General features: G+C 60.8%; 20 protein-coding genes. 7 read left to right on the top strand and 13 right to left on the bottom strand.

Going from position 1 to position 20,447, the window contains the following annotated elements; translation table 11 throughout:
* Window positions 1-29: 29 nt before the first annotated feature.
* Genes ACXWTF_RS00480 through ACXWTF_RS00495 form a run of 4 tightly spaced genes read right to left on the bottom strand, consistent with a single transcriptional unit; the run spans window position 30 to window position 4,721 of the window.
* Window positions 30-821: an inositol monophosphatase family protein gene (locus ACXWTF_RS00480; protein ID WP_461713089.1), complete on the bottom strand. Its 792-nt coding sequence runs from the start codon at window positions 819-821 to the stop codon at window positions 30-32.
* Window positions 822-2,507, bottom strand: a complete 1,686-nt coding sequence (gene pgm / locus ACXWTF_RS00485; protein ID WP_461713090.1) for a phosphoglucomutase (alpha-D-glucose-1,6-bisphosphate-dependent) — start codon at window positions 2,505-2,507, stop codon at window positions 822-824.
* Between the two features lie 57 nt (window positions 2,508-2,564).
* Window positions 2,565-4,451, bottom strand: a complete 1,887-nt coding sequence (locus ACXWTF_RS00490; RefSeq protein ID WP_461713091.1) for a mechanosensitive ion channel family protein — start codon at window positions 4,449-4,451, stop codon at window positions 2,565-2,567.
* A gap of 60 nt (window positions 4,452-4,511) precedes the next feature.
* Window positions 4,512-4,721, bottom strand: coding sequence for a hypothetical protein (locus ACXWTF_RS00495; protein WP_345970209.1), 210 nt, complete (start codon window positions 4,719-4,721; stop codon window positions 4,512-4,514).
* 252 nt (window positions 4,722-4,973) lie between these two features.
* On the opposite strand from ACXWTF_RS00495, the gene ACXWTF_RS00500 reads away from it, so the two are divergent.
* Window positions 4,974-7,070, top strand: a complete 2,097-nt coding sequence (locus tag ACXWTF_RS00500) for a TonB-dependent receptor (protein ID WP_461713092.1) — start codon at window positions 4,974-4,976, stop codon at window positions 7,068-7,070.
* A gap of 12 nt (window positions 7,071-7,082) precedes the next feature.
* Window positions 7,083-8,453 carry a 4Fe-4S binding protein gene (locus tag ACXWTF_RS00505; RefSeq protein ID WP_461713093.1) on the top strand — a complete coding sequence of 457 codons (1,371 nt, stop codon included), beginning with the start codon at window positions 7,083-7,085 and terminating at the stop codon, window positions 8,451-8,453.
* Window positions 8,454-8,468: 15 nt separating this feature from the next.
* Here ACXWTF_RS00505 and ACXWTF_RS00510 read toward each other — a convergent pair whose 3' ends face one another.
* A complete protein-coding gene (locus ACXWTF_RS00510) occupies window positions 8,469-9,161 on the bottom strand; it encodes a MerR family transcriptional regulator (protein ID WP_461713094.1) in 693 nt (230 codons plus the stop codon).
* A gap of 91 nt (window positions 9,162-9,252) precedes the next feature.
* Here ACXWTF_RS00510 and ACXWTF_RS00515 point away from each other — a divergent pair, with 91 nt between their 5' ends.
* The 5 genes from ACXWTF_RS00515 (at window position 9,253) to ACXWTF_RS00535 (ending at window position 11,927) form a co-directional block, all read left to right on the top strand.
* Window positions 9,253-9,765 (top strand): YeeE/YedE thiosulfate transporter family protein, encoded by a 513-nt coding sequence (locus tag ACXWTF_RS00515; RefSeq protein ID WP_461713095.1) that lies wholly within the window; start codon window positions 9,253-9,255, stop codon window positions 9,763-9,765.
* Window positions 9,762-10,352, top strand: a complete 591-nt coding sequence (locus tag ACXWTF_RS00520) for a YeeE/YedE thiosulfate transporter family protein (RefSeq protein ID WP_461713096.1) — start codon at window positions 9,762-9,764, stop codon at window positions 10,350-10,352. The genes ACXWTF_RS00515 and ACXWTF_RS00520 overlap by 4 nt, the downstream gene beginning before the upstream one ends.
* 57 nt (window positions 10,353-10,409) lie before the next feature.
* Window positions 10,410-10,940, top strand: a complete 531-nt coding sequence (locus ACXWTF_RS00525; protein ID WP_461713097.1) for a carboxymuconolactone decarboxylase family protein — start codon at window positions 10,410-10,412, stop codon at window positions 10,938-10,940.
* The gene (locus ACXWTF_RS00530) at window positions 10,937-11,383 is read left to right on the top strand and encodes a DsrE family protein (RefSeq protein WP_461713098.1); all 447 of its coding nucleotides are present in this window, start codon (window positions 10,937-10,939) and stop codon (window positions 11,381-11,383) included. The genes ACXWTF_RS00525 and ACXWTF_RS00530 overlap by 4 nt, the downstream gene beginning before the upstream one ends.
* A gap of 133 nt (window positions 11,384-11,516) precedes the next feature.
* A complete protein-coding gene (locus ACXWTF_RS00535; protein ID WP_461713099.1) occupies window positions 11,517-11,927 on the top strand; it encodes an Lcl C-terminal domain-containing protein in 411 nt (136 codons plus the stop codon).
* A gap of 6 nt (window positions 11,928-11,933) precedes the next feature.
* On the opposite strand, the gene ACXWTF_RS00540 is transcribed toward ACXWTF_RS00535, so the two are convergent.
* The 8 genes from ACXWTF_RS00540 to ACXWTF_RS00575 all read right to left on the bottom strand — a co-directional run bounded on the left by ACXWTF_RS00540 (window position 11,934) and on the right by ACXWTF_RS00575 (window position 20,388).
* The gene (locus ACXWTF_RS00540; RefSeq protein ID WP_461713100.1) at window positions 11,934-12,596 is read right to left on the bottom strand and encodes an EF-hand domain-containing protein; all 663 of its coding nucleotides are present in this window, start codon (window positions 12,594-12,596) and stop codon (window positions 11,934-11,936) included.
* A 67-nt stretch (window positions 12,597-12,663) separates the two neighbouring features.
* Complete coding sequence (locus ACXWTF_RS00545) at window positions 12,664-13,452, bottom strand: pirin family protein (RefSeq protein WP_461713101.1); 789 nt, start codon at window positions 13,450-13,452, stop codon at window positions 12,664-12,666.
* A 45-nt stretch (window positions 13,453-13,497) separates the two neighbouring features.
* A complete protein-coding gene (locus ACXWTF_RS00550; RefSeq protein WP_461713102.1) occupies window positions 13,498-13,947 on the bottom strand; it encodes a MarR family winged helix-turn-helix transcriptional regulator in 450 nt (149 codons plus the stop codon).
* A gap of 104 nt (window positions 13,948-14,051) precedes the next feature.
* Window positions 14,052-14,873 (bottom strand): DUF4405 domain-containing protein, encoded by an 822-nt coding sequence (locus ACXWTF_RS00555; protein ID WP_461713103.1) that lies wholly within the window; start codon window positions 14,871-14,873, stop codon window positions 14,052-14,054.
* Window positions 14,874-14,930: 57 nt separating this feature from the next.
* Window positions 14,931-15,077: a hypothetical protein gene (locus ACXWTF_RS00560; RefSeq protein WP_461713104.1), complete on the bottom strand. Its 147-nt coding sequence runs from the start codon at window positions 15,075-15,077 to the stop codon at window positions 14,931-14,933.
* A gap of 12 nt (window positions 15,078-15,089) precedes the next feature.
* Window positions 15,090-18,161 (bottom strand): efflux RND transporter permease subunit, encoded by a 3,072-nt coding sequence (locus ACXWTF_RS00565; RefSeq protein ID WP_461713105.1) that lies wholly within the window; start codon window positions 18,159-18,161, stop codon window positions 15,090-15,092.
* Window positions 18,158-19,204, bottom strand: a complete 1,047-nt coding sequence (locus ACXWTF_RS00570) for an efflux RND transporter periplasmic adaptor subunit (RefSeq protein WP_461713106.1) — start codon at window positions 19,202-19,204, stop codon at window positions 18,158-18,160. The genes ACXWTF_RS00565 and ACXWTF_RS00570 overlap by 4 nt, the downstream gene beginning before the upstream one ends.
* On the bottom strand, window positions 19,201-20,388 hold the full coding sequence (locus tag ACXWTF_RS00575; RefSeq protein ID WP_461713107.1) for a TolC family protein: 1,188 nt from the start codon (window positions 20,386-20,388) through the stop codon (window positions 19,201-19,203). Before ACXWTF_RS00575 ends, ACXWTF_RS00570 begins: the two co-directional genes overlap by 4 nt.
* Window positions 20,389-20,447: the final 59 nt, after the last annotated feature.

Genomic DNA, 20,447 nt, shown 5'->3' on the forward strand with positions numbered 1-20,447 from the left:
GGTATAGTGTCATTGTAGCGCAAAGGCGGCTACGTTGTGGGGGCTGTCTCCAGTTTCGCCACCAGCGCGTCGTGGATCTTCCCGTTGGTGGTGACGATAATGCGCTGATCAAGCGTATAGGGGCTGCCGTCACAGCCGCTGACCGTACCGCCGGCTTCGAGAACGATCAGGATCCCCGCCGCGACGTCCCAGGGTTTGAGGTTGATCTCGTAAAAGCCTGCGAAGGTGCCTTTGGCCGTGTAGCAGAGGTCCAGGGCCGCGGAGCCGAGGCGGCGGATGTCGCGGGTATAGGGGAGCATGCTGCGCATGGTGCGCAGCACCCATTCGTAGTCGCCGCCCTGCTCGATCTTGGTGTAGGGGAACCCCGTCGCGATCAGTGCCCGTGGCAGGCTGTCGGCTTCGGCATCGACGCGGATGGGTTCGCCGTTGAGCGTGGCACCCTTGCCCTTTTCGGCATAGAAGAGCTCGTCGAGGACGGGGTTGTAGACGCAGCCGGCGACGGGCTGCTGCGCTTCCCAGATCCCGATGGAGATGGCGCAGAAGGGGATGCCGTGCACGAAGTTCGTCGTGCCGTCGATGGGGTCGATGTAGATCGCTTTGTCCGGGAAGGTGTGATCATCACTGCTCTCCTCGCCGACGAGGGTGTGGTCTGGGAAGGCCTCGGCCAGCTTGGCTTTGAGCAGCTCCTCGACGGCGACGTCGTACGGGGTGACGAGGTCGATGTCGCTCTTGTAGCGCACCTCTTTGGGGGCGTGGTACCCCTCAAGAAAGAGGCTGCCCGCCTCCTGGGCGATGGCTTTCAGTCGGTCGTAGCGGGGCATCTATCTGGCGAAGAAGTCCGAGAGGATCGCCTGGGCCTCCTCCTGGATCCGTTTGAGATGGGTCTCAGAGATAAAGCTTTCGGCATAGATCTTGTAGATATCCTCCGTGCCCGAGGGGCGCATGGCGGCCCAGCCGTTCTCGGTGACGAGCTTCAGCCCGCCCAGGGCGGCATTGTTGCCGGGGGCGTTGCTGAAGCGCTGCACGATCGGTTCGCCGGCGAGGGTCTCGGCGGTGATGTCCTCGGGCTTGATCGCTTTGAGTTTCGCTTTCTGTGCCGGGTCCGCGACGGCGTCGATCCGGGCGTAGAAGGATTGGCCGAACTCCGCTTCGAAGCCTTCGTAGATGGCCCCGGGGTCCTTGCCGGTGACGGCGCGGATTTCGGCGGCCAGGAGGTTCATGATGATGCCGTCCTTGTCGGTGCTCCACGGGGTCGAATCCATCCGCAGGAAGCTCGCCCCCGCACTCTCTTCGCCGCCGAAGGCGAGGTCGCCTCCGTAAAGGCCGCCGACGAACCATTTGAAGCCCACGGGGACCTCATAGAGTTTCGCGCCGAGGCTGCCGGCAATACGGTCGATCATCGAGCTTGATACCGCGGTTTTTCCGATGCCCATGTCGGTGTCTTTCCACGCTTTGCCTTCGACAAAGGGGATGAAAGAGAGCACGCCCTTTTTCCGACGGTGGGTGAAGAGGTACCAGATGGCGACACTGAGGTAGTGGTTGGGGTTCATCAGCCCGCTGTGCGGCGTGACGATGCCGTGGCGGTCGGCATCGGCGTCGTTGCCGAAGGCGATGTCGTACTTGTCGCGCAGTTTGATCATGGAGGCCATGGCGTAGGGCGAGGAGCAGTCCATGCGGATCTTGCCGTCGTGGTCGAGGGTCATAAAGGCAAACTGGGGATCGACCTTCTCGTTGACAAGGAGCAGGTTCAGGTCGAGCAGCTTGTTGATCTTGCGGTAGACGGGCAGGGCCGTCCCGCCCATCGGGTCGACACCGATGCGCAGTTTCGCCGCTTTGATGGCGTCGATGTTGACGATCTGCGGGAGGGCTTCGACATAGGGGGTGATGAAGTCACAGGTCTCGACGTACTCGCTGGCCATCGCCGTCTCGAGGCTGAGGGCATGCACCTCTTCGAGGCGGTGTTCGAGGATCTCGTTGGCGCGTTTCTCGATCACGGAGGTGACGTCGGTGTCCGCGGGACCGCCGTTGGGGGTGTTGTACTTGAAGCCGCCGTCGGTCGGCGGGTTGTGCGACGGGGTGATGACGATGCCGTCGGCCTTGTCGGCGTGGCTCTTGTTGTATTCGAGGATGGTGAAGGAGAGCACCGGCGTCGGGGTGAAGACATCCTCCTCCCCGGCGATGCGTACCTGGATCTCGTTGGCGGCGCAGACGCGCAGGGCGGTCATCTGGGCCGGGTCGGAGAGGGCGTGGGTGTCGCGGCCGATAAAGAGCGGCCCGGTGATGCCTGCGCTTTTACGGTATTCGCAGACGGCCTGGGTGATGGCGAGGATGTGGTCTTCGTTGAAACTGGACTTGAGGGAGCTTCCCCGGTGACCGGACGTCCCGAAGGCGACCCGCTGCGTCGCTTCGGACGGGTCGGGTTTGAGCTCGTAGTATCGGGCGATCAGATCGGTCAGGTCGATCAACTGGGCATCGGTGGCCTGGGTGCCGGCGTCGGGGTGGGCCATGGGGGTCTCCTCATTACATGATTGCCCATATTATAGTCCCTTTTTTGTTGGCGAGGGTTATTTTTCCGGTTGATTTTTGAACATGGGCTCCACCGTATCACGAATGTTATCTTTGTCAAAGTAGAGCGACTGTGACGGGAAGGCGAATTCGAGGCCGTTCGCGTCGAGGATCTCCCAGATCTTGAAGATGATGTCCTGTTTGATACTGAGCCACTCCTCCCAGTTGACGGTATTGGTAAAGGTGTAGATGAGGATATCCATCGACGAGGCAGAGAGCTGGTCGAGGTAGACCATGAGGCTCGTCTTGATGCCGAATTTGTCCTCGACGGAGATGAGACGTTTTTCGCGCTTTTTGAGGCGGTTGTACATTTCGGTGTCATATTCGCCCGGCACGACGGTATCGGGGTGTTCGAGCAGCATCTGGCGAATGGCGTCGATGGCCCTGGCCAGGGCTTCCCTGTCCGAACCGTAGGTGACGCCGACGTGCATCTTGATGCGGCGGCCGACCTTGCGGCGGTTGTAGTTCTTGAGCGGGACGTTGGCGAGTTTTTCGTTCGGCACGGTGATGAGGGCGTTGTCGAAGGTGCGGATATCGGTGCTGATGAAGCCGATCTCGACGACGGTCCCTTCGACGTCCCCCGCCTGGATCCAGTCGCCCTGGGAGAAGGCGTTGTCCGAAAGGATCTTGAGCAGGCCGAAGAAGTTGCTCAGCGTATCTTTGGCCGCGAGGGCGACCGCCAGGCCCCCGATACCGAGCGAGGCGACGAGGCCGGTGATGTTGACGCCGATATGCACCAGGAAGAAGAGCAGGGCGGTGATGATGATAACGATCTTGATGATCGAGAGGATGAGGTTGACCAGTTCGCTGCGCATCTGCCGGTTTTTGAGTGCCGTGCGCTGGTGCAGGAAGTGGTAGAAGAGGTTGTCGACCAGGCGGATGACGATGTAGCTGAACGTCGCCAGGTAGACAAAGAAGAAGAGGGTGCTCTCCTCCTCGGAGCTGCTCGGGTGTTTGAGGATCTCCAGCCCCACCTGCAGGCCGTAGGCGAGGATCATGACAAAGAGCGGCCGTCGGATGCTCTCGATATTGTTGAGCATCATCTCGTCCGTGAGGTCTTGCTTGCGGGTGATGAGGTGCTGCATCAGCCGGTAAACGCGGTAGTAGAGCAGGGCGGCGACCATCCATGCGATCAGCAGGCTGGCGGCGAAGAGCGTAAGGCGGCCGACATCGGTGTTGACATAGCGCAGGCCCGTGTTGATCTCGGCGGCAACGGCGTTGTCATTGAGCAGCGTCAGCAGGCTGTCGAGCTTGATGCGCTGCAGCAGCGAGCGGTACTGGAGGCTCTGGGGGTGGAGCTGGAGGTAGTCCAGCAGCTCCTTGTAGAAAAGATAGTGTGTCTGCAGCGCCGCGGCATTGGTGCGCAGGGCATCGGCGATCTCCCCCTCCTCTGTGACGGCGTCGGCGGTGCGGATCTCCTCTTCAATACGGCTCTCCCGGAGCTGGTCGATCTCCTCCTGGACCCGTTTGCCGAGCGCCTCCGTATCGAGGGTGGTCCACTCCGCCGCGAGGGAGGCAAAAAAGACAAAGATGCGCTGCTGCAGCTTCAGTGTCTCGACGGCGAGGCGGTCGCGGGTTTCGGCCAGACTGTTCCCCTGTTCGCGGTTCACGCGGATCTTGGCCGAGAGTCGGTAGAGCTGTGCATCCGCATTGGAGGGGTGGAAAAAGGGGTTGACGGGGTTTTCAACGCTGTAGGGGGCTGCTTTCAGGGCGGTGATTAACGCAGCAAAGGCGTCGAGCTTTGCATCGACACCGGCAGCTTCGGAATCATTCGCGTCGTTGTTCGGCGCGTAAAGCTCGGCTTCGACGGCAACCACCTGCTGCCAGAACGGTTCGGCCGCGACGAGCTGCAGGCCAAGCAGTATCAGAACCAAAAAATGTTTCATACGCATCCCCCTTTTGAGTGGCGACAGTATAGCGTCCGGGGGTTAAACCGATCTCCGGGCCTAGTCGAGCCCCAGCTCCTTGAGCAGCGGGTCGAACTTGGAGGAGAGGCCGACGAGGGCGTCATAAAGCAGGCCGAAGCCCTTGTCTTCGGCGATCCACTCTTCGACGAGTTTGACGCCGTCGCTCTTTTCGGCGTCGCTGAGTTCCGGGGAGGCGGCGATATTGTCGCGGATCGCTTCGAGATGTTCGCGGTTTTTGTGACTGGGCATGATCGTCTCCTGTAGGGTGGTTTCAATAATCATAGCGTGAATCGCGTTAAATATCCGCTGTGACAGGGGGAAGTGTGGCGCCGATAATAAAAACGTACACCGTTTTAAAAAATGAAATGATATTTATTAGAATCCTTTATTATTGTTTACAAGGATCATTCCTATTGAATGCCGCGCAGCAGGGCTTTTCTCCACTTAACACTTAGGTAACACTCTTTTAATAATATTACATATCGTATTTAAGGAGTGTGTATGAAAAAAGGGATTTTGTTGAGCATCCCGGCGGCACTCACGATGCTGATGGGAGCGGAAGAGTACTCCCTGGATGCCGTGAGCGTGACCGCGACAAAATTTGAACGCGAGACCAAAGAGGTACCGCAGAGCGTTTCGGTCGTCGACAACGAGGAGATCGAGGACCGCAACGTACTCAACGTCAAAGATGCCATCGAGACGGTCCCTGGGGTGATCACGATGAGCAAGAACAACGGCTACGACAGCCGCCTGATCATCCGCGGTGCGGGCCTGAAGGCACGCTACGGCATCCGGGAGATCATGGTCATGCGCGACGGCGTCCCGATGACGGACCCCGACAGCTTTACCCGGATGGACTTCATCGATGTGGACGACATGGAGAGTGTCGAGGTCTTCAAAGGGCCGGGTTCGATCGCGGCAGCCAATGCCAGCGGGGGCGTCGTCTTTATCAAGTCCAAATCCGTTTTCGACACCGACAACAACCGTGTCAAGATCGGGTACGGGACCTTTGACACCTTCAATGCCAACGTCAAAGGCTCCTTTGCGATCGATGAGAGCAACTATGTCGGCGTCAGCGTCTCCCGGCGCCAGTCCAGTAACAGCTGGCGTGACTGGAACGACTTCGACACGACCCAGGCGAGCCTGAAATACGGCCACCTCTTCGAGGATGACGCCTCGCTGCAGATGGAGTTCGCCTACACCGAAGCGAACCTGCAGCTGCCCCAGTCCCTCAGCGCCGACGAGTTCGCCGCCTACAAAGAGACGGGAGAGACGACGAATACCAACGGCGCCTGGCAGCAGAGCGGCCGCTACTCCGATACCTACTTCTTCAACGTCCAGTATGAGAAGAGCTTCGGCGACCTCACCTTCAAACCGCAGGCCTATTTCACCAAATGGGGACACTACCACCCGGTCACGGGGATGATCAACGACGCGCCGGACAACTACGTCGTCGGGACGGACCTCGCGTTTGAGGCGAAGCATACGCTCTTCGACCGTGACGCTTCCCTCGTTTTCGGCCTGACGGCGCGCAGCGATATCCGCCGGGACAGCAAAAAGTACACCTACCGCGACTATATCGACGTTCCGGGACCGAGCACACGTATTATCAAGGTGACCTCGGATGAGAAGGGGGACCTGGCAGGGGTCGAGGACGGCACGAGCACACTCTACGGCTTCTACGTGCAGGAGAGCTTTGCGCCTGCGGAGAAACTGCTTGTCGATATCGGGCTGCGCTATGACCACCTCTCTTTCGACATCGACGGAACGGAGTACCTGGCCTACGACTATGCCGACGGTAACTATACGACGGGCGAAGGCGATTACAGCATCGCCGAGTCCTATGACCTCTTCTCGCCGAAGATCGGCGCGACCTACGCGCTGACGGAGACGATGAACCTCTACGGTCTCGTGGCGGCGGCAAACCAGGCGCCGACGGACAGCGAAGTGCGGGCCAACCTCTCCTACGGCAGCTCGCCGTCGCTCAAATCCTCCACCTCGATCAACTACGAGGTGGGGATGAAACAGCGAAGCCGCGACTGGAGCATGGACCTTTCGCTCTACTACAACGACGTGAGCGACGAGATCGTGGCGGTCAAAGGGGCGGATAATACGACCTACTATACCAATGCCGGTAAGACGACGCGCCTGGGGGCAGAGCTGAGCCTCAACTATTTTGTCACCGACACGACCGATCTCGGTGCGAGCGGCTCCTGGTACGATTACCGCTACGACGATTACGTCGACAGCGGGGTGGATTATTCGGGCAACAAGCAGCGCTACATCCCCGACTACCAGTATTCACTCTTTGCCGGTTACCATGACGGCAGCCTCTCCGCGCGCATCGAGGGGATCAGTTACGGTCCGTTCTACATGGACGACCTTAATACGGAGAAGTATGACGGCTTCACGCTGGTGACGAACCTGAGCCTGGCCTATACGGCCGGACACCACCGTTACCAGTTCAACGTCAACAACCTCTTCGACCAGCGCTACGCAACAGAGGTCAGCAAAACGACCGGTTACGGCGCACCGAAATACTACTATACGCCGGGGATGCCGCAGTTCGCGATGCTGACCTACACTTATTCGTTCTAAAAGGAGGAGCAGATGGTCGAACATATTACGCGGAGCAGGAACGACTTGCTGGGATGGCCGCTGGTGGCGGCACTGTTTAAAAACAAACGGGTCCTTTTCATCGTACGGACGGTGGCGGCGCTGCTTTTCGTCTCCGCGATCTGGTTCGGCCTGCGCTATCCGGCCCTGGCGGAGAACCCCTATACGTCAGCCGTTTTCTGGTCGCTCTTCTGGCCCTTTTTTATGATCGTCAGCATCGTGCTGATCGGGCCGGGCTTCTGCGGGGTCTGTCCCCACGGCGTGCTCGGCCGCTTCCTCTCGAAGTTCGGTACGAAAAAAGAGGCACCCGAGTGGATGAAGCACCGCGGTCTCGGGCTGGGGATCCTGATCGCGGCCTACTGGGTGCCGGTCTACCTTTTCCCGGGTACGCTCAAGACCCCCTGGGTCGCCGCGGCGCTCTTTGCCGGGCTGACCCTGCTGGCGCTCTTTGTCTTTTCCCGCTACAAGAACATGGCCTACTGTACCTACCTCTGCCCGATCGGCAGCGTGACCAAGAGTTACGGGAAACTGGGGATGGTGCGGCTGCAGACCTACCGCGACGCCTGCGATTCATGCCAAACCTTTGACTGTGCGAAAGCGTGCGAGACGGGATTGCAGCCCTACCTCTTCGATAAGAAGAACTCCATGCGCGACTGTACGCTCTGCATGGACTGCGCCCAGTCCTGCGAAGCGGTATCGCTGCAGCTGGTGAAGCCTTCCAAGGGGATGTTCGGCGAGGTGAATGACCGCCACAACATTCACACCTATGTGTATATCCTGCTGCTGGCGATCATTACGATCACGATGAACTTCCATCACGGCCTCGGGCACTCACCGGTGAAGACGCAGACGCCGTGGTACGGGGCGGGGCAGTGGCTCGCATCGTTCCTGCCTGCGGGCGTGGACTGGGTCGGTTTTGCGGCGCTGGGCATGGCGCTGGCCGCCACCGGCGTGCTCGTATTCGGCGGATTCGCCGTCGCCGCGGCGATGGTGGGCAAACCCTTCACGAGTTTCCTGCACCGTAACAGCTACGCCCTGGCCCCGATGATGATCATCGGCTCACTCTCACACGTGGGGTCGTTCTTCTTCATCCACTACGCCTCCGACCTCGCCAACGCCTGGTTCTGGCTGATCGGCAGCGCGGAGACAATGAAGCCGCTGGCATCCATGCGCGACGGCTGGGTCCACATCTTCTCGCTCTTCGGCTATGTGGGCGCCATCTGGAGCGCCGTCATCCTCTACAGCCGCCTGGGCATGTACGGGCTCTCCGCGGGCAAACGTCTGGCGGCCTTCGCCGTGTCGGGGGCGATGATCTGGTTCTATATCGGTCTGCAGGTATTGTCGATGGCGGTCCGGTCACACTGACCAGGTACGAAAACCTTATGAACGCTTATCGTCCGCGTTCAGCTCCGCTTTGAGGGCGGAGACGAAGACCTTGTAGGTGTTCCGGTCGAAGAGGTAGGGCTTGGCGGTAAAGAGGGTCTCGAAGAGGATCTTCCACAGCGTCGAGAAGTTATCGTCGGTCCGGGCGCTGCAGAGGCTCTGCTGCATCTGCCGCTCGAGGACGGCGAGGCCCCTGGCGTGTTCGGCGTAGGCTTTGAGGATATCAGGGGCGACCCCGACGCTCTCGAACGCAGCGACCAGGTTGACGATGGCCGCGTCTTTATGGGTAAAGTCCGCCTCCCCCGTCGGCAGGAGGATCCCCGTCTCTATCAGCCGCGCGACGACGCCGGCATCCAGCCCGAATGCCTCGACAAACGCTGATTGCGTATAGTGCTCCGCGTCGGCGGGCACACGGCTGAGCGTATTCATGAGCGGCTCGATCATCGAGAGCGAGCTTGAAAGCGAGTGGTTCGGGTTCCCCAGCGCCGCTTTGATCTGCTCGATACTGCTCCCCACCTCCTCTTTCATATACCGGATGTAGCGGAGCCGCTCCACATGTTCGTCGTTATAGCGGTGGACGTTGGGTTTGAGCTTCCGCGCTTCGGGCAGCAACCCCTCTTTGATGTAGTAGAGGATGGTCGATTTGGGCACTCCGGTCTTGGCGACGACTTCCGAGATCTTATACTCCACCGTGTTCCTTGTTCAAGAAAGTTTAAGCATTATAGCATAGAATTCAAAACGTAAAGTATAACTTGACGATTTACAAAATAAGGGGGTTATTATGCCTCGTACAATACCATGGTGGGCCGGCGGTATCCTGATGAGCCTGCTCTTCTTTTTTACCTTTTCCGAATGGGGAGCGGGGCGGCCGATCGGTGCCTCGACGGGCATGGCCTACCTCTCCGAGGTGCTGTTCGGCCTTGATGCCGACACCCATGAATATACGGCCCTGATCGAGACGTCGGGCGCCTGGGAGGGGGTGATGCTGATCGGCGTCTTTTTCGGCGGCCTCTTCATGTCGCTCTTCGTGACGAAGACCTTCCACATCAGCACCATCCCGACGCTGTGGAAAGCGCGCAAAAACAGCTCGGTCCCTTCACGGATGGTTTGGAGCTTCATCGCCGGGTTCCTGCTCGTTTACGGGGCGCGGCTCGCCGGCGGCTGCAATGCGGGGCATATCCTCTCGGGGGGGAGCCAGACCGCCGTTAGCGGAATGATCTTTACCGTCGTCGCCCTGGGCACCGGCATGATCACCGGCCGCTTCTTCTATAAACGCAAAAAGAGCTGCGCATGATGGAGCGTATTACCCATATGTTCGACGTCGTCGCGGCACAGGGGCACGGTTCCGTCTGGACGGTGCTCTTCATCGGCTTCTGTTTCGGGGCGATCATTCTCTACAGCCGGCTCGACAAGTTCGAGAAGATGGCGGGCTTTATGATCTTCGAGGATACCCTGGCACCGCGCATGGCGATGATGACGGTCGCGCTGTCGGGAGTCGGCTTTTATGCGCTGGTGCAGGGCGGTTTTGCGGAGTACCAGGTGAAACCGACCCTGCTGGGCGGGCTGCTGGTCGGTGCGGTGCTGTTCGGCATGGGGCTGGTGATCCTCGGCAAATGCCCCTCGGCCTTTTTCGTCTCCGTTTCCGAAGGGCGCATCGATGCGCTGGTGGGGGTGATCGGCGGGATGGTCGGCGGCGCGGTGTTCACCCTCACCTTCCCCTGGATCAAGCAGCTCATGGGGCCGGACCTCGGAGCGATCCGGCTCAGTGACGTGCTGGGCGGCTATGAACTGACCATAGTACTCGTACTGAGCCTGGTACTCTTCGTCGTCGCCCTGCTGATCCCGACCGTCGACTACCACGACCCGGCCGATGAGAAGTGAAAGCGTTAAGTACGACTTAACGCTTTTTCAACTAGAATTATCGCAAAGGAGAAGAAGATGGCATACATAGCACTACCCGAATTCGAGGAGATGTCCCCGGCAATCCAGGAGAAGGCGCGCCCGATCCTGGAGAAGACAGGCAGCCTCGGCGAGATTTTCAAACTGCTGGCACTGGACGAGAAGGTCTATTTCGCGACCGATATGATGGTGCAGAACTTCCTGCTGGAGCCGACGGAGCTCTCCTACGACATCAAAGAGGCGATCGCCCTGCTGATCTCCAAGGAGAACAGCTGCAAGATGTGCGTCGATGTGCACAAGAACATCGCGAAGATGCTGGGACTGAGCGAGGAGCGCATCACCGAGATCCTCGAGGGGATCGACAGCATCAGCACCGACGAGAAAGAGAAGGCGCTGCTGCGCTTCTGCGTCCGTGCGTCGAAGAAAGACAACTACAAGATGCAGCAGGAGGATATCGACACCCTCAAGGCACTGGGTTACAGCGACGTGCAGATCATCGAGGCCGTCGCGATCACCGGGTATTTCAACTACATCAATACCCTCTCCAACGTCTTCGGTCTGGGGCAGTGAAACGGTTTCTGGCCCTGCCGGCGCTGCTGGCGGTCCTGGCATCGGCCCAGGAGTACAAGGCCGTCTTCGACTGCAGCTCTTCGAACCCGCGCTATATTCTTTCACGGTTCAATCTTATTGAGAAGACCAAGCAGATGATCGAAGCCCAGGGCGATACGGTCCGTTTCGCCGTGACGATGCACGGCGGCTGCGCCAAGGTGGCGTCGGAGAGCGCCGATTACCTCGTCCCCGAGGAGGAGGTGCTCTATGTGACGAAGGCACAGGAGAGTCTTGAACGCCTCTCCAAAGTCAAAGCGGTGGAGCTGGTCGTCTGCGCCATTGCGCTGGAGGGCAACGGGATCGACCGTGAAGATGTCCTGCCCTATCTTCGCATCTCGGAAAACAGCTACATCGACACCATTGCGTACCAGAACCGGGGCTATGCCCTGATGCCCCTCAAGTAGGCGGTGTTTATTAAACGTTCGCACAATCCGTTTACGATGTGATGTGTAAAAGCGCTCCCGTGAGAGAGGACGGGGACGTCTTGCGGCGTCGGCAGGCGAAGTGCTGCCGCGCCGGTGATGAAAAGGAGGGTAAATGATTCGAGTGGTTTCTTTGCTGCTCGCAGTTTCGGTGTTGGCCTGGGCGGGCTGGAAGCGCAGCGGTGACACGGTCATCGATACGACGGCGAAACTGCAGTGGCAGGATAATGTGATGGCGGCCAAGAAAGATACGGTCTGGAAAGATGCACGCAGTTACTGCGCGAACCTGGAGCTGGAGGGGTTCAGCGACTGGCGCCTGCCGACGCGGGCGGAACTTGAAATGCTCCGCAAGGCGGCCGCTGCGAAGAAAGTGGGGCTCAAAAACACGGTCTCCAATGCCTACTGGACCTCGGAGATCTACCGTAAAATGCCCATCAATGCCTGGGCCGTCTACTGGGGCAACGGCCACATGTTCGATACGGACCGCTGCGACGAAGCGCATGTGCGCTGCGTCCGCCAGCGCTAAAGGTCTTTAGCGGTTCGGACCGCCCATGCCTCCCCCGCCGCACTTACCGCCGCCGCATTTCATCCCTTTGCCCATACCCTGACCGGCAGGACGCTGCTGCATCCGGTTCATCTGGTGGTTCTTATATTCGTTCGCGTCGATACTGCCGTCCCCGTTGGTGTCGATGTCACCGAAGGCGGGTGCATTGGCGGCATTGCGCATCATCTTGCCGCTTTCGGCCTGTTTGGCCATCCGCGCCTGCTGAGCGTTTTCGAACTCGGTCTGGGAGATCACACCGTCACCGTTCGCGTCAAAGTCGTTGAAGGAGGACATCATTCTGCCCTGCGCCTTGTTCTGCGCTTTGCCCATTCCCGTACCGGTGCCCTGGCCCATGCCGGCGGGGCGCTGCTGCATCCGGTTCATCTGGTGGTTTCGGAACTCGGTGGCATCGATATTGCCGTCAGCGTTGGCGTCGATGTCGCCGAAAGCGGGCGCATTGGCGGCGTTACGCATCATCTTGCCGCTTTCGGCCTGCTTCGTCATCCGTGCCTGCTGGGTGTTCTCGAACTCGGCCTGTGTGATCACGCCGTCGCCGTTCGCGTCAAAATCGTTGAAAGAGGACATCATGCCCTGTGCGGCGAACAGGGTTCCTCCGAGCAGCAGTGCCGCCGCGAGACTCATACGTTTCATCTTATTCTCCTTTGGGGTGCGTTACTCCAATAATAATACTGCATTGTGAGTAAACCGTGAGCCCCCGTCACAGCGGCACGTCGAAAAGGAGCACTTTCGCCTCGCGCACGGCAGTGAGATCATGGATATTGTCGTCCATGATCTGCAGTTCGTCCCGGGCGCCGAGGCGCAGTTCCTCCACGGTGACCTCCCCCTCGATGACAAAGAGCAGCCGGGCGTGACCCGGGGCGACTGCAGGCAGCGCCAGGGTCCGGCCCTCCTCGATGTCGCTGACGTGGATGGCGGCGTCCTGCTTGATCTGAATCGCGTTCTCCCGGCCGTCCCCGCTGACAAGCAGGGTCCAGCGGTTGGGGTGGTAGAAGGCATTGAAATCGCGCTGTTCGTACCGGGGTTTGCCGCCCTCCTCGTCGGGGTATATCCAGATCTGGAAGAGGGCGGTCTTTTCCGATTCGGAAGCGAACTCGGAGTGGTAGATGCCCGTACCCGCACTCATGTACTGGATCTCCCCGGCGCGGATGACGCCCGCGTTCCCCGCGGAGTCGCGGTGTTTCAGGGCGCCCTGCGTGACGATGGAGACGATCTCCATGTTGCGGTGGGGGTGGGTACCGAACCCCTGCCCGGCTTCGATGACGTCGTCGTTGATCACCCGCAGGGCCCCGAAGCCCATCCGTGCGGGGTTGTAGTACTCGGCAAACGAGAAACTGAAGCGGCTGTGCAGCCATCCGTGTTCGGCGACGCCCCGTTCCGAGGCGCGGTGGACAAACATTCTTGACATAACGGTCTCCTTTGAGTCGGTGTCGGCATCGAGCGTCAGCGGCGACAGAAACAGCAGCCCCATAAACGTGCGGCGTTGCATGGCATCCTCCAATCGCTATGCGTCGGGATGAAAAGGCAGGCGGTTTTACTGTGCCTTTTCCAGTTTGCGCAGCAGGCGCGACAGGGTGGTGAGCTCTTCGGTCTCCAGCGCGGAACCGTACCACGCCGTCAGGTTACGGACGTGCTCCGGGAAGAGGGAGGCGATCAGGCCGCTCCCCGCTTCGGTGATCTCCACCATGCGGATACGCCGGTCCGTTTCACAGGGGTAGACGCGGATCCACCCCTTGCTTTCAAGGTTTTTGATGACGACGGTAATGTTTCCCGGGGTACTGAGGATCAGTTCGGTGATCTGACCGACCCGCAGCGTCCCGAGGTGGTAGAGGGCCTCGAGGATGGCGAACTGCGCCATCGTGATGCCGTGCTCGGCGATGGTTGCCGTCTCTTTGGCACGGAGCTTGTTGAAAGCGCGCGACAGTTCGATATGCGTCCGCAGTACGGCGTCTTCGCGCGGCCCGTACGTTTTCGTGCGTTTCATGGCACCTCCTTTTCATCAGCGGTTACGAGTATTATATTACTAATTAGTAATAATGTCAACGGCCTGTGCCTTGTGCAGGACGCTCCCCCTGGAGGGAAGAGGGTTTACGGCAGGGCTTTGAGGGTTTCGAAGAGTTCGTAGGGGGTGGTGCCGAGCTGGCCGGCAGCATCGCGCATGGTGCTTTGCGGGGTGGCGTCGACGCCTTCGGCTTCGAGATAGGCAAGGGCCTTTGCAAGGTCGATATGCCCCGCGTCGGCGAGGGAGGCGATGCTTCTGCGTCCCATACCGCTAAGCGGCGCCACGCTCTGCTGCGCCCGGGTCTGCGGGAGCATGGCGTCATAGACCTTTTGCGCGGAGACGCCGTTGTCGACCGCGATCTGCTCCAGGGTCAGCTGCCCGTTTTTCACACGGTAGCCGGCGTCGCGCAGCCGCTTCATCGCCGTCGGTGTATCGATGCCGCCCTGCGGTGCGAGGGAGGCGACGGTGGCCTCTTCGGCGTGGCCGAACGGCGGGGCGCCCACCTGCCGCTCCCAGTAATCCTTGATGGCCGTATTGAGGTTGACGATGCTCTGCATCGGCGGCAGGTGCAGCATGGTGGCGCCGACGAAAAAGAGGTTGAGTACCAGCGCGGCGAGGAACTCTTTTTTCAGCGGCGTCAGCCGGTGAAGATGGTTCTTGAGGTAGCTGACCAGCGGTTTCCAGTTGTAGTAGATGTGCCAGATGCCTGCCGCGAGAAAGAGGAACATCGAGGTGATATGCAGGTCGGTGTACTGGGTCTTGCTGAGTCCCAGCAGGGTCCAGTCGGTCCAGAAGGCGATCTTGCCTTTGGGGGTCATGAAGAGCATGATGCCCGTATAGCTCATGACCAGGAACGAGAGCCCCAGGGTCAGCGAGACCGTTTTTTTGAGCGAGAACTTTTCTTCCATTTTCTCCCCTTTCGCGTGTAGATCAGTATCGGTGTGTTCCGCTGCCGAAGGTCACCCTCAGCCGGAGATCAGCCGTGTTTTCTCCTTCGGGATGTCCTGCACCGGTTTGGTGACGACCGGAGGATGCATATGGTCGTGGCCGAAAGGGATGATCTGGATGGCCGTAAAAAGGGCCGGGGCACCGATCAACAGTGCCGCTTTCACCCCTGTTCCTTTTCACACAGTATATTGTAACTCGTTCTTCGCTTCGATCCGCCGGTAGAGGATCGGCAGGATGATCAGGGTGAGCAGGGTCGAGCTGATCAGCCCGGTGATGACGACGATGGCGAGGGGCTTCTGGATCTCCGAGCCGGGGCCGGTGGCATAGAGCATCGGCACCAGGCCGAAGGCGGCGATGAGTGCCGTCATCAGGACCGGGCGCAGGCGCCGTCTGGCCCCCTCGATCACCGCGTTTTCAAGCGGCATCGTTTTGACCAGCTCGTTGAAGTAGCTGACCATGACGACCCCGTTGAGCACGGCGATCCCCAGCAGGGCGATGAAGCCGACCGAAGCCGGGACGGAGAGGTAGTGCCCGCTGACCATCAGCCCGGCGATCCCGCCGGTCAGCGCCAGGGGGATCATCGCAAAGACGGCCGCGGCCTGCCGCAGGGAGCGGAAGGTGAAGAAGAGGATCATAAAGATCACCGCCAGGGCGATCGGCACGACGACGGAGAGGCGCGCCATGGTGCGCTGCTGGTTCTTGAACTCCCCGCCGTACTCGAGGCGGTATCCCGCCGGGAGGGCGACCTCCTGCTCGACCTTCGCGGCGATCGATGCCACGAAGGTCGTGAGGTCGGTGCCGCTGACGTTGGTCTGGATGGAGACGAAGCGCTGGGCACCCTCATGCTTGATCTCGACGCTCCCCTCCGTGCGCTCGATGTGCGCGATGTTGGAGAAGGCGATGCGCTCGCCCGCCGGGGTCGTGAGGTAGATCGAGGAGAGCGGCAGGTCGTTTTGCGCGTAATCGCCGCGGATCAGGATGGCGAACTGCTTCATCCCCTCGTAGATCTTGCCCGCTTCGGCGCCCATTACGGCGATGGCGAGGATCTGCGCCGCTTCATCGAGGTTGAGGCCGTACTTGGTGAGCTGTTTTTTGTCGAAAACGACCTGCTGGTAGCTGACCCCCTCGTTCTGGCGCATGTAGACATCTTCACTTCCTTCGGTGGCCTTGAGGAGGTCCGCGATGTTCGTTCCCAGGGTGTTGAGGGTCTCGATGTCGTCGCCGAAGAGTTTGACGACAACGTCGCCGCGTGCACCCGTCAGCATCTCCGAGGTACGCATCTCGATGGGCTGGGTGAAGCCGTATTCGATCCCGGTGATCCCTTCAAGCACCGTGCGCATCTGTGCGCGGAGCCAGTCGGGGTCGGGGGTGCGCCACTCGGACTTGGGGTGCAGCACCAAGAAGGTGTCGGTGTCGTTGAGCCCCATGGGGTCGAGCCCGATCTCATCCGAGCCGCTGCGGGCGATGATGGATTTGATCTCGGGCACCGCGGCCATGAGCTGCTGCTGGATCTGGGTATTGAGCATGATCCCCGCCGGGATGTTGATGGCGGGGTCGGACTCGACGCCGATGACGATGTTCCCTTCGTCCATCGTCGGCATGAAGGTCTTGCCGACGCTGCCGAACATGTAGACGGAAAGCGGCACGAGCAGCACCAGCAGGGCGTAGATCGGTTTTTCGAACCGGAAAGCGCGGATGAGCGCCGGGATGTAGAGGTTCTCGAGCTTGCGCACGAGCCAGGTCGGCTCGTCATGGGCCTTCTTGATGCTCATCCCGGCAATGACGGGGATGAGGTAGAGGGCGAAGACGATGGAGGAGGCGAGGGAGAAGACGATGCTCAGCGCCACGGGAGCGAAGAGTTTCCCCTCCAGCCCCTGCAGCATCAGCAGCGGCGAGAAGATTGTGATGATGATGACGACGCCCGAGACGATCGGCAGGCTTACTTCCTTGGCCGCCAGGTAGATGAGGCGGCTGCGCGGTTCGTGGGCGTATTTGGGGTGCCCCAGCCACGCGACGATGTTCTCGACCATGACGACGGCGGAGTCGACGATCATCCCGATGGCGATGGCGATCCCGCCGAGGCTCATCAGGTTGGCGCTGATCCCGAAGAGGTGCATCAGGATGAAGGCGCTCAGAATCGCCATCGGCAGGATGAGCGCGACGGTGAGCGCGGAGATGATGTCGCCGAGCATCAGCAGCAGGATGACGATGATGAGCACGACGGCTTCCATCAGCGCCTTCTGGACGGTGTTAACGGCTTTGCCGACGAGGTCGCTGCGGTCATAGAAGACGTTCAGCTTTGTGCCTTCGGGGAGGTTCTTCTCCAGTTCGGCCAGGCGCGTTTTGACGGCGGCGACGGTACGGGAGGCGTCGGCACCTTTGAGGCCCAGGACCAGGCCCTCGACCGCTTCGCCCTTGCCGTCCTTGGTGACGTAGCCGTAGCGGGTGACGGCCCCGACGCTGACGTCGGCGACGTCGCCGACGTAGACGGTGCTCCCTTCGCGCTGGGCGAGGACGAGCTCGCGGATGCTCTCGATCCCGGTCTGTTTTCCCAATACCCGGACGATCATCGCCTCGTCGCCCTGTTCGACCCGCCCGGCGCCGTAGTTGGCGTTATTGCGTTCGATCACTTCGACAAGCTGGGAAACCGGGATGCCGTAGGCGGAGAGGCGGGCGAAATCGGGCTTGACGATGAAGCTCTTCACGAGGCCGCCCAGGGCGTTGACGTCGGCGACGCCGGGGACGCTGCGCAGGGCCGGACGGATCGTCCAGTCAAGCAGGGTGCGTTTCTCCATCAGGCTCAGGGTGTCCGATTCGATGGTGAACATCAGGATCTCGCCCAGCGGGGTCGTAATGGGGGCGATCCCCCCGCCGATGTTCTCGGGCAGCTCCTTCTTGACGGCCGTAAAACGCTGGTAAACGCGGTCACGGGCCCAGTAGAGGTCCGTGCCCTCTTCAAAGTCGATCGTGATGTCGGCCAGGGCGTACTTCGAGATGGAGCGGACCATGGTCTGGTGGGGGATGCCCTGCATCTCCAGCTCGACGGGAATAGTGATCTGCTGCTCCACTTCGCTCGGGGTCATGCCCGGGGCCTTGATGATGATCTTTACCTGGGTCGAGGAGACGTCGGGGAAGGCGTCGATGACGAGCTTCCCGTAGGAGAGCACCCCGTAGACGGCGACCGCGGCGGCCAGCAGCAGGATGATGATGCGCTGCGAGAGCGCGAAACGCAGCAACGCGTCCATCATTCACCCCCGGCGGCGGCGCTGCGCAGGGCCAGGACCGAGGAGGCGGCGACGCGGTCGTCCGCGCTCAAAGCACCGGTCACGTAGCAGAACCCATCACGGCGCGAAAGCACGGTGACGGCAAGCGGCTCGAAGCCGTCGCTGCGTTTGGCGAAGACGACGCTGCGTCCGTCAAGCTCGGTGACCGAAGCGGCCGGGACCTTCCAGGCCTTTGCGGCGCGCGACAGCGCAAGGTTCATGCTCGCCCCGCCCCGTTCGCCGCAGGCACCGCCCTCGTGGAGGTCGATGGCGCGGGTCTGCGAGACGGGGTCGATCTGCGGCGCCTTGGCGAAGACGGTGAAGCTCCGTGTCCCGGCGCTCAGCTTCTCTCCCAGGGCGAGGGTATCGGCGGTCTTCCAGGGCATGTCGATCTCGAAGTGGCACTCGGTCGTGTCGATGAGTTGGGCCAGGACGGCACCCTCGGCGACGTAAGCGCCCTTTTGCACCTTCATCGAAGCGATGCTGCCCGCTGCCGGGGCGGTGATGGTCAGGGCCGGGTCGGGCTTATGCTGCGCGGCGATCCGTTTGAGCTGCGAGGGTGTCAGGCCGTAGGCGAGGAGGACGTCGCGCTGGAAGGCGGCGGAGGCGTCGAGTTTCTGGCGGCGGTTGCGGCTCTCGGTCAGCTGCTTGGAAGCGACGACCCCTTTGCTTGCCAGCGGCTCAAGGCGTTTGACCTCTTTGTCGTAGTACTCCAGCTCCAGCAGGGTCGCAATGTACTCGGACTGCATGTCAAGGAGTTTCGGGCTTTTGAGGGTGAAGAGCGTCTGCCCCTTTTTCACATGGGCAAAGGGTTTGACGGCGACGCGGGTCACGAAGCCTTCGGTGTTCGCGCTGATCGTAAAGCGGGATGCAGGCGGATAGTTGTAGGTGCCGAGGTAGTTGCCGAGGGGGAGCTGTGTCTGGGCCTTGGGGGCACTCAGCGCGACCTGCAGCGTGCCGGGGTCGATCCGGTCGGCCGCGGCGAGCGGCAGCATGAGGGTAAAGAGCAGGGGCATAATATATTTCATTTTTTATCCTTGGTAGCGGGGGTAATGCCAAGATCGGCAAAGAGGCCGGCTTCGGCCTTGAGCGCATCGGCGCGGAGCTGGACGCCCTGCATCAGCAGGGCGAAGAGCATCTTCTGACTGTCGATGTACTCGAGGTAGCTCGCTTCGGAGCCCATAAAGCGCTCTTCGAGCAGCACGGTTGTTTCGTAGGCCTCGGGGATCATCTCGTCGTTGAGCCGCTTCAGGTTTTGCCGCCGGGTCTGTTGGGCGGAGGTGAATGCGGCGATCCGCGCGGCGAGTTCGCCACGCATCGCACGCAGTTCCGCACCGGCGGCGAGGGCGTCACGGTGGGCGGCCTCGCGGTCGTTGGCACGGCGGCTTCCCAGGCCGAGGGGGACGGTGACATAGAGGTTGGCGCGCTGGACGTCCATCTCGTCGTCATAGCCTGCAGCGAGTGTGACCTCCTGCAGCCAGCTGTTGCGATAAGAAGCGAGGGCTTTCGCGCTTCCGTGCCGGTTTTCGAGCTGCCGCAGCAGCGGGGCGTCGGCGAGGAGAGTCTCCGAAGGCAGGGTGATGGTGTCGGGGAGGTCGTGGCACAGCAGGCTTTCGGCCTCCGTCTGGGCCGTGGCTTGCAGGAGGCGGAAGGCTTCATCGTAGCGGCTGTTGAGGTCGTCGATCTGCAGGGTGAGGGTCTCGACGTTCAGCCGGCTGCGGAGCCAGGCACTGCGGTCGAACTCGCCGCCCTCCATCCCGGTGCGGATCAGCGTTTCCATCTGCATACCGCGGGTTTTGGCGTCCTCGAGCAGCCAGAGCTCCTCTTGGAGGGTGCAGGCGTCGATATAGTAGGTATAGACGCGGTTTTGCAGCCGGGCCGTTTCGAGCGCGGCGGTCATCGCGCTGTCGCTGCCGAGAAGCTTTTCGAGCCTTCCGGTCCCGGCGGTACGGAAGGGTTTTTCAACGCTGACGTGGTACTCCATGGCGTTCTTTGACACGGACTTGGCGTCGGCATAGCCCGCCTGCGCATTGAGAGAGGGGCCGTCGGTCAGCAGTTCGCTGCGCCGCTGCAGGCTGTTCGCTTCCGCGGCATACTGCCCGGCGCGGGCGGCGTCGGAGTGCGCGCTCGCATCGAGAAACGTCTGCAGCGAGACCGGGGCCGCCGAGAGCGACGCGGCGGCACAGAGGGCCAGAAGTCGTAAAGGGATCATTACTATTGCCTTTGATACGGGCAGGCACAGCGGTGTGTCCGCCCATGGGAATTTTTGAA

The organism is Thiomicrolovo sp. ZZH C-3, assembly GCF_054862725.1.

Coding starts and splice junctions, on each gene's coding strand:
- ACXWTF_RS00480 (WP_461713089.1), bottom strand. CDS start 821: ATGCCCCGCTACGACCGACTGAAAGCCATCGCCCAGGAGGCGGGCAGC.
- pgm (WP_461713090.1), bottom strand. CDS start 2,507: ATGGCCCACCCCGACGCCGGCACCCAGGCCACCGATGCCCAGTTGATC.
- ACXWTF_RS00490 (WP_461713091.1), bottom strand. CDS start 4,451: ATGAAACATTTTTTGGTTCTGATACTGCTTGGCCTGCAGCTCGTCGCG.
- ACXWTF_RS00495 (WP_345970209.1), bottom strand. CDS start 4,721: ATGCCCAGTCACAAAAACCGCGAACATCTCGAAGCGATCCGCGACAAT.
- ACXWTF_RS00500 (WP_461713092.1), top strand. CDS start 4,974: ATGAAAAAAGGGATTTTGTTGAGCATCCCGGCGGCACTCACGATGCTG.
- ACXWTF_RS00505 (WP_461713093.1), top strand. CDS start 7,083: ATGGTCGAACATATTACGCGGAGCAGGAACGACTTGCTGGGATGGCCG.
- ACXWTF_RS00515 (WP_461713095.1), top strand. CDS start 9,253: ATGCCTCGTACAATACCATGGTGGGCCGGCGGTATCCTGATGAGCCTG.
- ACXWTF_RS00520 (WP_461713096.1), top strand. CDS start 9,762: ATGATGGAGCGTATTACCCATATGTTCGACGTCGTCGCGGCACAGGGG.
- ACXWTF_RS00525 (WP_461713097.1), top strand. CDS start 10,410: ATGGCATACATAGCACTACCCGAATTCGAGGAGATGTCCCCGGCAATC.
- ACXWTF_RS00535 (WP_461713099.1), top strand. CDS start 11,517: ATGATTCGAGTGGTTTCTTTGCTGCTCGCAGTTTCGGTGTTGGCCTGG.
- ACXWTF_RS00540 (WP_461713100.1), bottom strand. CDS start 12,596: ATGAAACGTATGAGTCTCGCGGCGGCACTGCTGCTCGGAGGAACCCTG.
- ACXWTF_RS00545 (WP_461713101.1), bottom strand. CDS start 13,452: ATGCAACGCCGCACGTTTATGGGGCTGCTGTTTCTGTCGCCGCTGACG.
- ACXWTF_RS00550 (WP_461713102.1), bottom strand. CDS start 13,947: ATGAAACGCACGAAAACGTACGGGCCGCGCGAAGACGCCGTACTGCGG.
- ACXWTF_RS00555 (WP_461713103.1), bottom strand. CDS start 14,873: ATGGAAGAAAAGTTCTCGCTCAAAAAAACGGTCTCGCTGACCCTGGGG.
- ACXWTF_RS00565 (WP_461713105.1), bottom strand. CDS start 18,161: ATGATGGACGCGTTGCTGCGTTTCGCGCTCTCGCAGCGCATCATCATC.
- ACXWTF_RS00570 (WP_461713106.1), bottom strand. CDS start 19,204: ATGAAATATATTATGCCCCTGCTCTTTACCCTCATGCTGCCGCTCGCC.
- ACXWTF_RS00575 (WP_461713107.1), bottom strand. CDS start 20,388: ATGATCCCTTTACGACTTCTGGCCCTCTGTGCCGCCGCGTCGCTCTCG.